The organism is Shimia sp., from assembly GCF_022448905.1.
In the GTDB taxonomy this organism is placed as follows: Bacteria; Pseudomonadota; Alphaproteobacteria; order Rhodobacterales; family Rhodobacteraceae; genus Shimia.
Window position 1 is genome coordinate 37,423 of the sequence record NZ_JAKVCW010000003.1, and the last position, 12,145, is coordinate 49,567.

The 12,145-nt window shown below is 59.1% G+C and carries 15 protein-coding genes and 1 tRNA gene; 12 read left to right on the plus strand and 4 right to left on the minus strand.

Features of this window, described 5'->3' with window-relative positions; translation table 11 throughout:
- Positions 1-25 precede the first annotated feature (25 nt).
- The 4 genes from ribB to MK208_RS04130 all read left to right on the plus strand — a co-directional run bounded on the left by ribB (position 26) and on the right by MK208_RS04130 (position 2,659).
- Positions 26-1,147 (plus strand): 3,4-dihydroxy-2-butanone-4-phosphate synthase, encoded by a 1,122-nt coding sequence (ribB, locus tag MK208_RS04115; protein WP_294114191.1) that lies wholly within the window; start codon positions 26-28, stop codon positions 1,145-1,147.
- A gap of 3 nt (positions 1,148-1,150) precedes the next feature.
- On the plus strand, positions 1,151-1,702 hold the full coding sequence (locus tag MK208_RS04120; RefSeq protein ID WP_294114192.1) for a 6,7-dimethyl-8-ribityllumazine synthase: 552 nt from the start codon (positions 1,151-1,153) through the stop codon (positions 1,700-1,702).
- Positions 1,699-2,169 (plus strand): transcription antitermination factor NusB, encoded by a 471-nt coding sequence (gene nusB, locus MK208_RS04125; protein ID WP_294114194.1) that lies wholly within the window; start codon positions 1,699-1,701, stop codon positions 2,167-2,169. The genes MK208_RS04120 and nusB overlap by 4 nt, the downstream gene beginning before the upstream one ends.
- Before the next feature lie 160 nt (positions 2,170-2,329).
- Complete coding sequence (locus tag MK208_RS04130) at positions 2,330-2,659, plus strand: hypothetical protein (RefSeq protein ID WP_294114196.1); 330 nt, start codon at positions 2,330-2,332, stop codon at positions 2,657-2,659.
- A gap of 61 nt (positions 2,660-2,720) precedes the next feature.
- Here the strand turns inward: MK208_RS04130 and MK208_RS04135 are convergent, their stop codons facing one another.
- Together MK208_RS04135 and MK208_RS04140 are read right to left on the minus strand one after the other, a co-directional pair.
- Entirely contained in the window at positions 2,721-3,140 is a 420-nt protein-coding gene (locus MK208_RS04135; RefSeq protein WP_294114197.1) for an SRPBCC domain-containing protein, read from the minus strand.
- Positions 3,133-3,477 (minus strand): metalloregulator ArsR/SmtB family transcription factor, encoded by a 345-nt coding sequence (locus tag MK208_RS04140; RefSeq protein ID WP_294114198.1) that lies wholly within the window; start codon positions 3,475-3,477, stop codon positions 3,133-3,135. Before MK208_RS04140 ends, MK208_RS04135 begins: the two co-directional genes overlap by 8 nt.
- A 191-nt stretch (positions 3,478-3,668) precedes the next feature.
- Between MK208_RS04140 and MK208_RS04145 the strand changes: the two genes are divergently transcribed.
- The 4 genes from MK208_RS04145 (at position 3,669) to MK208_RS04160 (ending at position 6,389) form a co-directional block, all read left to right on the plus strand.
- Entirely contained in the window at positions 3,669-4,565 is an 897-nt protein-coding gene (locus MK208_RS04145; protein WP_294114199.1) for a cation diffusion facilitator family transporter, read from the plus strand.
- A 245-nt stretch (positions 4,566-4,810) separates the two neighbouring features.
- Complete coding sequence (locus MK208_RS04150) at positions 4,811-5,473, plus strand: ATP-grasp domain-containing protein (RefSeq protein WP_294114201.1); 663 nt, start codon at positions 4,811-4,813, stop codon at positions 5,471-5,473.
- 260 nt (positions 5,474-5,733) lie between these two features.
- Positions 5,734-6,207 carry an MmcB family DNA repair protein gene (locus tag MK208_RS04155; RefSeq protein ID WP_294114202.1) on the plus strand — a complete coding sequence of 158 codons (474 nt, stop codon included), beginning with the start codon at positions 5,734-5,736 and terminating at the stop codon, positions 6,205-6,207.
- Positions 6,204-6,389 carry a hypothetical protein gene (locus MK208_RS04160; protein WP_294114204.1) on the plus strand — a complete coding sequence of 62 codons (186 nt, stop codon included), beginning with the start codon at positions 6,204-6,206 and terminating at the stop codon, positions 6,387-6,389. Before MK208_RS04155 ends, MK208_RS04160 begins: the two co-directional genes overlap by 4 nt.
- An 81-nt stretch (positions 6,390-6,470) precedes the next feature.
- On the opposite strand, the gene MK208_RS04165 is transcribed toward MK208_RS04160, so the two are convergent.
- Positions 6,471-6,659 (minus strand): DUF6324 family protein, encoded by a 189-nt coding sequence (locus MK208_RS04165; protein WP_294114205.1) that lies wholly within the window; start codon positions 6,657-6,659, stop codon positions 6,471-6,473.
- 132 nt (positions 6,660-6,791) lie between these two features.
- Here MK208_RS04165 and MK208_RS04170 point away from each other — a divergent pair, with 132 nt between their 5' ends.
- The 3 genes from MK208_RS04170 (at position 6,792) to MK208_RS04175 (ending at position 7,398) form a co-directional block, all read left to right on the plus strand.
- Positions 6,792-7,145 (plus strand): GNAT family N-acetyltransferase, encoded by a 354-nt coding sequence (locus tag MK208_RS04170; protein WP_366010457.1) that lies wholly within the window; start codon positions 6,792-6,794, stop codon positions 7,143-7,145.
- Entirely contained in the window at positions 7,127-7,279 is a 153-nt protein-coding gene (locus tag MK208_RS21060; protein ID WP_366010459.1) for a hypothetical protein, read from the plus strand. The genes MK208_RS04170 and MK208_RS21060 overlap by 19 nt, the downstream gene beginning before the upstream one ends.
- A gap of 42 nt (positions 7,280-7,321) precedes the next feature.
- A tRNA-His gene (locus MK208_RS04175) sits at positions 7,322-7,398 on the plus strand.
- Positions 7,399-7,617: 219 nt separating this feature from the next.
- Here the strand turns inward: MK208_RS04175 and MK208_RS04180 are convergent.
- Positions 7,618-9,003, minus strand: a complete 1,386-nt coding sequence (locus tag MK208_RS04180) for a hypothetical protein (protein WP_294114207.1) — start codon at positions 9,001-9,003, stop codon at positions 7,618-7,620.
- Positions 9,004-9,814: 811 nt separating this feature from the next.
- Here MK208_RS04180 and MK208_RS04185 point away from each other — a divergent pair.
- Entirely contained in the window at positions 9,815-12,133 is a 2,319-nt protein-coding gene (locus MK208_RS04185) for a FecR domain-containing protein (protein WP_294114209.1), read from the plus strand.
- Positions 12,134-12,145 lie beyond the last annotated feature (12 nt).

The following is a 12,145-nucleotide window of genomic DNA, read 5'->3' on the forward strand; positions in this document are numbered from 1 at the left end:
AGCCGCAACCAAGCGGAGAGACCTTATGTCCTTTGAAAAGCCCGGACCCGTTGAGCAGAGCCTGCGCGACGCGATCAGCCCAATTAAAGAGATCATTGCCGACGCCAAAGCGGGCAAGATGTATATCCTAGTGGACCATGAAGATCGCGAAAACGAAGGCGATCTGATCATTCCAGCCGAGTTTGCCGATGCGGATGCAATCAACTTCATGGCGACGCACGGGCGTGGCTTGATCTGTCTGCCAATGACAGCCGAGCGCATTGACCGTCTGGGCCTGCCGATGATGGCGGTGAACAACTCGTCCCGTCACGAAACCGCCTTCACCGTGTCGATTGAAGCCCGTGAAGGGGTGAGCACCGGGATTTCTGCCGGCGACCGCGCGCTGACCATTGCCACGGCGATCAACGAGCAGAACACCATGGCGGCGATTGCCACGCCGGGTCACGTGTTCCCGCTGCGCGCCAAACGTGGCGGCGTGTTGGTGCGGGCCGGTCATACCGAAGCTTCCGTGGACATTTCCCGTCTGGCGGGCTGTCACCCAAGTGCTGTGATCTGTGAGATCATGAATGAAGACGGCACAATGTCGCGTCTGCCGGAGTTGGTGGAATTTGCCAAGAAGCACGACATGAAGATCGGCACGATCAGCGATCTGATTGCCTATCGCTCGCGTAACGACAATGAGGTGGTGGAAACCTCGCGCGAAACTGTGACGTCTGAGTATGGCGGCGATTGGGAGATGCGCATTTTCACCGATCAGATTCACGGCATTGAGCATGTCGTGATGATCAAAGGCGACATCACCACGCCGGAGCCGGTTTTGGCGCGGACCCACGCGCTGCACGAAGCGAGCGATGTATTGGGCTTGGGGCCGAAGTCAGTGAACGAGCTACCTGCGGCGATGCGCAAGATTGCAGACGAGGGCCGGGGCGTTGTCTGCCTGTTCCGCGAGGTGCGTCACAGCCTGTATGCCGAAGAGGACGAAGGTCCGCGCACGGTGAAGCGCACCGGTCTGGGGGCGCAGATCCTGTCCAATCTAGGCTGCAGCGAGCTGATCCTGCTGACAGACAGCCCGCAAACAAAATATCTTGGTCTGGACGCCTATGGGCTGTCCATTGTGGGCACACGCCCGATCCTGACGGAGGAATAAGTCATGGCTGGCGCTGAAAAACACTACATCATGCCGCGTGCGGAATTTGACAAGCCGGTGAAGCTGGCGATTGTGATGTCGCCTTATTACAAGGACATCGCCGACAATATGTTGGCCGGTGCCGTGGCCGAGATCGAAGCTGTGGGCGGCACCTATGAGGTGGTTGAAGTGCCTGGTGCGCTGGAAATCCCGACGGCGATTGGCATCGCCGAGCGCATGAGCAACTTTGATGGCTATGTGGCCTTGGGCTGTGTCATTCGCGGTGAGACCACCCACTATGAAACTGTGTGCAACGACAGCTCGCGTGCGATCCAGCTCTTGGGCCTACAAGGCCTGTGCATTGGCAACGGCATCCTGACCGTGGAAAACCGCCCTCAGGCCGAAGTGCGCGCTGATCCCAAAGATCAAAACAAAGGGGGCGGCGCGGCGGCTGCGGCCTTGCATCTTGTGGCGTTGAGCCGTAAGTGGGGCGCTCAGCGCAAGGGAGTCGGCTTTATGCCCGCTTCTGAGGAAATCAAGATCGCTGGTGAACTCAAGGACAATCCGACGGCATGACCCTATCCGGTAACCAGAAACGCAAGATGAAATCCGCTTCCCGCCTTTATGCGGTGCAGGCGCTCTTTCAGATGGAGCACTCCGGCCAGACCGTGGATCAGGTGCGGGTGGAGTTTCTGGATCACCGCTTTGGTGCCGAGGTGGATGATGGCACTGACATGATCGAAGGCGATGTGGATCACTTCCGCAAGACCATCGAAGATGCGGTGAACTATCAGGCGCCGATCGACCAGATGACCGACCGTGCCTTGGTGGCGAAATGGCCAATTGACCGGATCGACCCAACCTTGCGGGCGCTGTTCCGTGCTGCGGGTGCCGAGCTGTTGCAAAGCGATGTGCCAGCCAAAGTGGCGATCACCGAATATGTGGCGATTGCCAATGCCTTCTTCCCGGACGGCAAAGAGGGCAAGTTTGTGAACGCGGTGCTGGATCACATGGCGCGCGAAGCCAAGCCAGAGGCGTTTTAAGGCGGTTTATTCTCCGTTAACTTTGCTAAGTCACTGTGACGCGCAATCGGAAGGTTGCGCGTTTTTTGTGCTTTGGTCGCGGTGCGGCCAATCTGTCGCGCAGCTGTGACTTGCCGTTTTGAAACGACTGTCGTTTAATGGTGTGTGAGGAGGCACTGCCATGCCAAAGCTGATTTCACTCTATATCCGTCAGGTGGCGATCGGGTTCGCCATTTCCGCCGCTTTTGTGGCGATGCTGCTGTATTTCAACGTGGCCAATCTCTGGCATCTGGTGAGCAGTAGCTCTGAAGGTGTTCTGGCGGTGATTGTCATGTGGGTGCTGAACGGCATTGTCTTTGCCGGGGTGCAGTTTGGCATCGCGATCATGCGCATGAAAGATGACAGCCAGCCTGGTGGTGGCAAGCGCAGCGCGCTGCCGGTGATGCTGGCGGAGCCGGTGCCGGTCAAGATTGACCGCCGCACCCCGCAACAGCGTCAGATCCGCCGCTGATCGGCAGTCGATTTTGTGTAAGCTTCAAGCGCCCCAATGCGGGGCGCCTTTTTGTTTGGGGTCACTCCATGTCGTGCAGATTGGACAGGAAGCCGTGCCAGCCTTTGTCCAGCGCCATGACAAGGCCAAATCCGTCTACGTTGGTGGGCAGTCCGGAGTGGATCAACGTCAGGCGTGTGCCGCCGGGGGCCTCCGTAAGTTCCCACTCGACAGTGCTCATGCTGCCGTTCATCGGGCCAACGGTGAAATCCCACTTCATGTAGTCGTGCGGGCGGGCTTCGACCACTTTGCCCCAACACATGCGGTCGCCGTCTTTTTGGGAGCGCAGGGTGTAGTCTTCGCCCTCTAAAAGGTCCTTCTCGGAAGGGTGGAACCATTCGTTGAGCAGGTTGGCTTTGGTCAAAAACTCCCAAACGCGGGCTTTGGGGGCGGCGAGAAAGACCGATTTGCGAATGGTGGTGTCCTGGGAAAGTTCAGCCATTGTTGTGTCCAGTGTCATCTGTCGTTTCCTTTTCAATTGCGGTTTTCAATGCATCGAGACGGTCGTCCCAGAATTGGTCGAACCAGCCCATCCACTCCAACGCAGGTTTGAGCGCCAATGCGTTGAGAGAATTGACCTTTTCCCGACCGCGTGGGGCGACGGTGATCAGCCCGCCGTCACTGAGCACCACAAGATGCTTCTTCACAGCGGCGCGGGTCATGGCAAAGTTGTCGGCCACCTCGGCGATGGTCATGGGCTCCTGTCCCAACAGGCGCAGGATGTCGCGACGGGTTGGGTCGCCAAGGGCGCGGAAGACGGGTTGTAAGGCGTCGGGCATAGCTGTCTCGCTTAAGTGATACCATTTGGTATCTCAACATATATGATACCTTTTGGTACTGAGTCAAGTGATCTGCTGTTTTGGGGGGAAGGGTGTCGCATATGCCGCCTCGCGGGTTGTGCGACACCTCAAAGACGGGCAACACTGCGGGAGACGTTTAAGATCCAAATAATGCAGGTAATTTCAGGCTCGTGGCACGTAGTTTTTCCTCTCAGGCACTGGCAACGGGCAGCATTCTTGTGGCGCTCGCTGTTCTGTGCATGAAAATCTTTGCCTGGCGTCTCACCGGATCGGTGGCGCTTTATTCCGATGCGATGGAATCGTTTGTGAATGTGGCTGGAGCCGTGTTGGCCTGGGGGGCGATTTGGATCGCGGAGCGGCCTGCGGACAAGGGGCACCCCTTTGGGCATCACAAGGCTGAGAATTTCTCCGCGATTGCCGAAGGCTCACTCATTGTGGTGGCGGCTGTGCTGATCCTGCAGGAGGCTGTGATGGCGCTTGGTGCGTCGACCCAGCCGGAGATCGGTGCGGTTGGTTTGGCGGTGAGCGGTGTTGCTTTGGTGATGAACTTCGTTTGGGCGCGGGTCTTGATTGGGGCCGGGCAACAGCGGCGCTCACCCGCTTTGGAGGCCAACGGACGTCACTTGATGTCAGACGTTTGGACCACCGCAGGCGTCTTGGTGGGGCTTTTGCTGGTTGCTGTGACCGGGTGGCACATCTTGGACTCGGTATTGGCGGCGGTGGTGGCGCTCAACATTCTGCGAGAGGGTTGGAAGGTTGTCGTCTCCTCCGCGGGCGATCTGATGGATTCATCGGTGGCGTCTGAGGAACGAGAGGTGATCGAGGCCGCCGTGAGAGGGGCATCCCAAGGGGCTTTACAGATTCATGACCTGAGAACACGGCGCGCTGGTCGGGTGGTGTTCATTGAGTTTCATCTGGTGGTCGACGGGCAGATGACCGTGCATCGCGCGCATGAGATCTGTGATGCCATTGAAGACAGCATTCGGGCGCAAATTCCCGAGGCGCGCACCACCATTCACGTGGAGCCGGACGATATGCTGGAGGCAAGTGGGCTGGAGCCGGAGTGAGTAGGGGCTTTGCGTGCACGAACCAAGCAATAGCTGCATTTTGGTTTGAAACTGTGTGCTGCGGTTGACGCTGGGTTGTGTCCTTCTATCGTACGAGCACGTTGGAAATACAGGTGAATGGCATGCAATGGTTGCTGCAAGATTTTGAAGACACACGGAAACTTGGGGATGCGCTCACGTCTTTGGGGCGAGATGTCAGTTGGCACAAAATTATCCCTTTTGTCGGTGACCTGACGCCTCAGCCAATGATTAAAGATCCGAAAGCTGTGGTGTTGTTTGGGGCCTACAGCATGTGGAAGTATGCGGAAACGGATCAGCTAGAGCCTGGGGTGTTTCGAATTGCGCCGTTTCTAGAACAGTCTGTTTGGCATCCATACTTACTCAATGGCACGGATGCCCATGTGATGTCGTTTGGCGAATGCGCAAGCTGCTTTTCGGGGGACAGCAAGATGTGGTTCTTGCGTCCGGTAGAAGACAGCAAGGAAGTTCCAGGCCGCGTTATGGCGGCTCAAGACATTGCGGACTTGTCAGCGCGCGTTTCGGCGTTGCCTGAAGGGGAGCTACCGATCGGTTCCTTGCGGGCGGACACGTTGGTCATGTTGACGGAACCGCAAGCCATTGACGAGGAGTGGCGCCTTTGGGTGGTCGAGGACCGCGTTGTCACCTACTCGCGCTACAAGCAGGCGGGGCAGGTTGGGTATGTGCATGACATACCAGAGGACGCCCTTAGATTTGGACAGGAGATGGCGCAGCTTAACAGTGGTTATGCGCCCGCCTATGTCATTGACATCTGCCGGGCAAAGGCTGGTCTGCGTATCATCGAGACAAATGGCATCAACGCCGCCGGATTTTATGCGGCGGAATTGGAACCTTTGATCCATGCAATTGAACGTTTGTGTGAGGCGTAAAGTGGCGGGCCCGCAAACGCAGCCGTGTGGTTATCTCATTCCCGAGGACCTGTATATACAGGTGGGCGCCAGGTAACCAGGCCAGGACCAGGACAGAGCCAGCTCCCTCGGAATTGCTTAAGGCCACCGGAATGCAACCGTATCACGAGAAGGGCAGCACCCGCCGACCCTCTATCTAGGCGCAGCGCAGGGAGGGCGCAAGGGGCAGGGGGCGCAAATCGCCTCTTGAATTTTGTTCCCTAAATGTTCACGCTGCTGCTATGGAAGACACGTCCCTCATCACCTTGCAGCCCGGCCAATTGCTCGCCCGCGGGGTCAGCCGCCACCTGCGCAGCCATGGCTATGTCTCGATGGAGGAGTTTGTGCCGGCGCGGGGCCTTCGGGTGGATGTGATGGCGCTGGGTCCTAAAGGCGAGCTTTGGGTGATTGAATGCAAATCCAGCCGGGCCGATTTTCAGGCGGACAACAAATGGCAGGGCTATCTGGAGTGGTGTGACCGCTATTTCTGGGCGGTGGACACGGAGTTTCCGACCGATTTGTTGCCCGAAGGCACGGGGCTGATCTTTGCGGACGCCTATGATGCGGAGATCATCCGCATGGCGCCGGAGGACAAGCTGGCCCCGGCGCGGCGCAAAAAGATGATCCAGAAATTCGCCACCGACGCGGCGCGGCGTTTGCAGCGCTATCGCGATCCCAAGCTGTCGCCGATGCCCAATGAGGAGGACAGCCTATGATGGTCAAGTTTTACTATCCGGATGGCGATTGGTGTTACCGCGCGATCCAAACCGTACACGCGGTGTTTCGCAACGCGGAGGGCAAACTGATTGCGCGCGCTGAAAAAGGCGACCGTAACGGGTATTATGAGTTTGAGATCACCGGGTTTGAACTCAAAGGGCCAGGGGAAATCCTCACCTGACCCTGAGCATTCATAGCCCCCAAATATCCCGGGGAGGAGGTGCAGGTTGCTGCAGCGGAGGGGCTGGCCCCTCCTGAATATTTATTTCGCCATCTGGCGCGCGGTGGCGGCAGCGGCGCGGATCTCTTCGGCAATTTCTTCCGCCTCTTCCGGGTCAAAATCCATCGGGATTTCGATGCCGCCGCCCTCGATGTAAATTCGCACAAACCCCTGATCTGTGGGACCGATTTGCAGGTTGGCTTCGATGTCGCTTTCGGTGTTGATGCCCATGACTGTCTCCTGGCGGATGTGTGGCCCCAAGGGGCACGTTCTCATATCTTGGGAATTCGGGTATCGTGATCGCGGCCCAAAGGCAAGAATACCGCAGCTTTGAGCCTGTCTAGAACGGACGAGGGAACGACTATGATTGACGATATCACGCTGCGTCCCTTTGCGGAGGCGGATCTGGATTGGCTGGTGGAAGCCCATGCCACGCTCTATGCGGAGGACGAGGGCTTTGACGACAGTTTTGGTCCCCTGGTTGAGACCATTCTGCGGCGGTTTTTGCTGGACCATGATGATGTGCGCGAGCGCGGCTGGGTTGCGGCGCATGACGGGCACCGGTTGGGCAGTATTTTCTGTGTAGAAAGTCCGCAGCCAAGTTGGGCCAAACTGCGTCTGTTTTTGGTGCTGCCGCAGGCGCGGGGATTCGGCTTGGGGCAGCTCTGTTGGACACCTGTTTGGGGTTTGCGCGGGGCGTGGGCTATGATGGGGTGACGCTCTGGACCCACAAGAGTCACGCCGCAGCCTGTGCGCTTTATGAAAAAAACGGCTTTGCGCTTGAGGCGGAGAAGCCCGTGACAAGCTTTGGGAGCAGCCAGATCGAACAAACCTACAAAATTACATTTTAGGTGCTTGCATCCCCCGAACGGGGACGGTAAACCGCCCTTGTTGCCGCCTTAGCTCAGTTGGTTAGAGCACTGGTTTGTGGAACCAGGGGTCCTCCGTTCGAGCCGGAGAGGCGGTACCACCCCCCCTCAACTTGATTGTCCATCGTGACGTCAGGCCGCGCTGCCATCCTGCCTGCGTGCGCTCTTTTGTCGTGATGTGATGAATATTGTGGGGCGATTGCAGGAGGACAGATCCCGCAACCGCCCCGGACGTTGACGCACCAATGGGGATGTGAGCGCGTCAACGGATGTCGACGGGGGGATGACCCATCAACGGGGAGTGTGCTTTGGCAGACGGGTTAGGCCGTCACGCAATAGCCCCGCGCGCGGTAGGCCTCCGCAATGCGGAAGCAGACACCCCGAAAGGTTACTTCGCGGGTCAGTACGGCCTGATCCGGCACGGCGCCGTCGCGCAGGAACGCGGGAGAGGCGAGCACTATGGCGTGCAGCGCTTCACCGGATGTTCCGTAGCCGAAGTAGTCGGCAACCGCGTCTTCGATGTCGAACGGGATTTGGACAAACTCCGGGTGTTGGGCCAGCATGGTTTTGAGGAACTCGGTCCAGATGTTGCCTTGAACGCTGAAGATCTGGTCGGTGTCGCTCACGGTCCGCGGGGCAAAAGCCGCGGCGGAACTATTTATGCCGGGCACCATATGCAGGGCGTTGACGGGCTTGGTTGCCTCAGGCGCTTGCTTGGTGCTGTGCAGGTCACTCAACGTGGCAAGCCTCAGGTCGAGACACTCCAGCACCCTGTCCATATGGCAGGCCAGCGCGCAGTCCCCTTCCGGCCAGTCATCCCCTTCGCCTGCCATATGCAGGCCAACAGCATCGCCGGTGTCCGGATCGATCCAGCAGGCGCCGCTGTCTCCGGGCAGGCTGAGCGCCGCTTGCGGCGCGGCGAGGTCTTGCGGGATCAGGCGGAAGCCGTCGATCTCCACCGTCTTGCGGCGGCCGTTGGGGAGAGTGTGTACCACTTTGTAGGTGCCAATGCCGTCAACCCGCGCGCGGGTCAGACCGGTGGTGCGGCCGTATTTGCACAGAATGCGGCCAAGCGCAGCCGGCGCCACGCCGGTCAGTGGCAGATTGAGTTGTTTCAAGGTGGGATGCCAAGGGGTCGCACCGGAGAGGGGGGCAAAAGCAGCATCGCCGTGGCGCGACAGCATGGATTTTTTCAACCGCGCAATCGGCAGGGCGGCGGTGCTATGTCCATAGACCAGATCACTGTCGGCCCCTTCAGGGGAGGACAGCACGTGCCAGTTGGACAGGATGCCGGGTTTACCGGTGGCGCGGTCCATGGCAATGGCGCCAATGGTGCCCGCTTTGGCGCCGCGGCGCTGGCAAGGGCTGCCAGACAGAAGCGTGGTGGCGCCTGTGTTTTGACTGTCGCCCTGGTCGCGGTGCACCTTGTAAGTGCTGGCGACAACATCCACCGGAAATCCGTTGATAAGGCGTACGATGCGTGTGGCCGGATCGAGCTCGTCTTCGGGCAGTTTGGCGTCCACATGCACCCGCAGGCAGACTTTGGTGGTGGCCAGACCACCAATCCGCTTGAAGCCGATGTCATAGCCGGTCACATCCGCGCGGTTGCAATACATGTCGCGCAGAGCCTCAAGTGCGGCCTCACGGGCATCCATGGCGGCGGTTTGGGCGGCGGTTGTGCTCTCTGTTGGGCTTGGGCGGGACATGGGACCCTCCTCGTTTGTTTTCCTTGAGCAGAATTTGCCAAACCCACCGTTATTTTTGCGTGATTTGCGTTTTGCGCTTTGTTTTGCTGGTGTTTTTGTAAGGATTTGGAGGCGCCATGCCAGAATCGGCGCGTCGAAATCACATGTTTTCAATTGGGGATGTGCGGAGTCTTTAGCGATTGCAGAGCCGTTTGTGTGACGCCGGAGTGAGTTTTAGTGGACAAGGGTGAACTGTCGGATGCAGCCGAATGCAGGGATAAGTGGAAAGTCACGTGATTGGAGGTTTTGCAGTTTGTAGTAAGCATGTGTCTGGCCGTGTCGACTGTGCGGCGGGTTGCGCTTGGCAGATACGCCGATGCCTGATTTGAGCCCGTGCGGTAAAGGTTCCATTTTGGGTTGAGTTCACGCCAGCGAGACAGACGGGATGTCGGTAGTTGGATGCGTCTGAAAACAAGGGGGGCGAGCTCTGCTTGCCGAAGGCGCGCCCACCGAACTGTGGCCTTTGAAGGCAGATTTTGGCGGGGGCAACTGCGTTGCTCAACAGGCCCGGCTATAGTTTCGTGCCAAATCTCCATTGGAGAAATGGTCCAAAGCGCGTATTCTGTTTCTCAATTGAGGGGAATGCTGCAAGTTTTGGCGCCTTTGTTTCCAACAAGGCGCCAATAGATGTGCCACACGGCAAAATTCTTGCGCGGCGTTCCAAGCTGTAGAACGATTAGACGACCTATTAACCATAATTTCTTTTCACGGCCCTTTTGGGAGTGCAGGCATGTGTGTTCCTGCGGACGACCAAAACCCTAGGAAGACAATTGTGCGTTGGTTTGGCCTGCTGGCCGCCTGCGTGGTGGGAACTCTCGCGCCAGTGGTATCGGCAGACGTGGACCCGTTGGAGGTGCCCTACACCGAAGTGGCCTATAGCGGCGACGAGACCCTGCGCGATTTTGTGGGGCGGCATCTCAACGATCCTGACCTTTGGCCAACGGTTTTACAGATCAACAAGTTGGCCTCACCGGCGGACCTAGTGCCGGGGGCGGTGTTGCAGATGCCGGTGGCGCAAGTGGCGGCAGCCGATGCGGCGTTGGCTGAGGCTTTGGTCGCTATCCAGAAGGCCACCTCAGAAGGCGCTCGGCTGTTTGCGCCGCAGGAGATTGGCGCCGCGATAGCAGATCGTGACGCAGCGGTTGGTGCGCGCGGGGAAGGGGCCTGGCGCAAGGTGGTGCGGTTTGCTGGGGCGGCGACGGGGCACGCGACCGAGGCGTTTGAAATTGCGCTGGCGCAACGGGACCGCGCGGCGGAGGCGTTGATCACAGATATTCATGGGCGTGTGGAGGGGCGGGAGCCTGCGGAGGCGGCCTGGTCGGATCGAGACCTGAACGATGTGCTGATAGAATTTGAGAAAGTGCGCACGCTGACCAACTCGACCACACAGGTGACGTTTCGCGATCTGAGCCGGCTGCGTCTGAACCCCAATTCCAATGCCACCATTCAACGGATGCGCTCTGATCCTCTCACCGGCAAAGAGGTCACCAAAGTGTCGCTGGCCAACGGCGATTTCTATGCGCTGCTCAATCAGCTGTCGGATCGTGACAGCTTTGAGATTGACGTGCCGGGCATTCAGACCACCACCGACAGCGATGATTTCTGGATCAAGAAAGAGGCCGATAAGGCGCTGTTTGTGAACTACGACACAGCGTCGCTCGACATTGAAGCCGACGCCACCAAAGTGTCTCTTGGCCAAGACGAGGGGGTGGTGATCACGGAAGACGGCGTGGCCACGCGGGCGCAAGTGCTGGAGTGGCCGTTGTTAAGTGCGCCGATGGACCGCGCGGATGTCTATGGCGCGGGTGTGCAACTGGCGTGGCAGGAGTATCCCGAGGCCAGCGGCTATTGGTTTGAGGTCGCGGGGGATCCGGCGTTCAACCAGATGATTGCCACCGAATGGGGTGTGAAAGACCTGAGTTTTAACGTGGCTGGCCTGGCGCCCGGTGCCCATTATTGGCGTGTCGCGGCGCTGGACGGGCTTGGGTTGCCTGGCAAATGGAGCGAAGTGCGCCAGTTTGAGTTGCGCCAGGACAGCACACCACCGTTTTTGACGCTGTTGGCGCCGTCGGACGGCGTGTTGGTTGAGGTGCCAGACGTTGCGGTGCTGGGCGCGTCTGAGGCGGGGGTGGCGCTTACGGTGAACGGTATCGCCGTGGATGTGGCGGCGGATGGGGGATTTGAGACCACGCTGAAGCTGATCCCCGGGGCCAATCAGATTGTGCTGGTGGCAACCGATCCGGCGGGCAATGTCTCTGAAAAACGCGGACAGTTGCGCTATGTGCCCCGCGTGGCAACGACGATGACGCTGAACCCGGATTTGGCGCGGGACAGCGACGGCCATTTGGTGAGCCGCAATGCCGAGATGACGGTTGTGGCCGCCACTTCTGCCAAGCCAGGCCAAGAGGTGGTCTTGCGGGATGTCGCTGGGGCAGAGGCCGGACGCACACGCATTTCGGCAGGTGGGGTTTTGGCGATCACGGTGCCGGTCGGTTCGGAGCCGCGGGCGTTCAGCGTGGAGGTTTTGTCCGAAGGTGGCGTGTCCACCGGAACGTTGGCGTTTGCTGTGGTGCGGGACAGCGCCGCGCCGGAGCTGGTGCTGGATGTGCCGCCACCGCGGGCCACCACGGACAAAGCCATCGACTTGACGGGCACCCTTGGGGATGCGGTCACGTTGGAGCTCAACGGCGCCAAGCAGGACATCTTTGATGGCAGCTTTGCGATGCAGGCGGCACTCACCGAAGGGCAAAACCTGTTGGAGCTGCGCGCGGTGGATGCGGCGGGCAATGTTGGGGTTCTTGTGGTGGAAACGCTTTTGGACCTCAGCCCACCGGAGATTTTGGATGCAGGCATGGCCCGGCCACAAGGCGTAGACGAGCCGGTTGAGATTGTGGTTACGGCGCAGGATGTGAGCGGGTTGCGTCAGGCGGCGCCGTACCTGGTTGAGGTTGGGGACGCAGAGTTTGAGGGCTACCTACGCTGTGACAGTGCCCGAGGCATTTGCCGGGCAAGCCTGCCGGCGACACCGGGAGAGATGCGTCTGATCGAGGTGGTGGTGCAGGACTACGCTGGCAATGAGGTGATCCGATGAAGAGGAGCGCGC

Coding starts and splice junctions, on each gene's coding strand:
- ribB (WP_294114191.1), top strand. CDS start 26: ATGTCCTTTGAAAAGCCCGGACCCGTTGAGCAGAGCCTGCGCGACGCG.
- MK208_RS04130 (WP_294114196.1), top strand. CDS start 2,330: ATGCCAAAGCTGATTTCACTCTATATCCGTCAGGTGGCGATCGGGTTC.
- MK208_RS04120 (WP_294114192.1), top strand. CDS start 1,151: ATGGCTGGCGCTGAAAAACACTACATCATGCCGCGTGCGGAATTTGAC.
- MK208_RS04150 (WP_294114201.1), top strand. CDS start 4,811: ATGATTAAAGATCCGAAAGCTGTGGTGTTGTTTGGGGCCTACAGCATG.
- MK208_RS04180 (WP_294114207.1), bottom strand. CDS start 9,003: ATGTCCCGCCCAAGCCCAACAGAGAGCACAACCGCCGCCCAAACCGCC.
- MK208_RS04165 (WP_294114205.1), bottom strand. CDS start 6,659: ATGGGCATCAACACCGAAAGCGACATCGAAGCCAACCTGCAAATCGGT.
- MK208_RS04155 (WP_294114202.1), top strand. CDS start 5,734: ATGGAAGACACGTCCCTCATCACCTTGCAGCCCGGCCAATTGCTCGCC.
- MK208_RS04135 (WP_294114197.1), bottom strand. CDS start 3,140: ATGGCTGAACTTTCCCAGGACACCACCATTCGCAAATCGGTCTTTCTC.
- MK208_RS04140 (WP_294114198.1), bottom strand. CDS start 3,477: ATGCCCGACGCCTTACAACCCGTCTTCCGCGCCCTTGGCGACCCAACC.
- nusB (WP_294114194.1), top strand. CDS start 1,699: ATGACCCTATCCGGTAACCAGAAACGCAAGATGAAATCCGCTTCCCGC.
- MK208_RS04160 (WP_294114204.1), top strand. CDS start 6,204: ATGATGGTCAAGTTTTACTATCCGGATGGCGATTGGTGTTACCGCGCG.
- MK208_RS04170 (WP_366010457.1), top strand. CDS start 6,792: ATGATTGACGATATCACGCTGCGTCCCTTTGCGGAGGCGGATCTGGAT.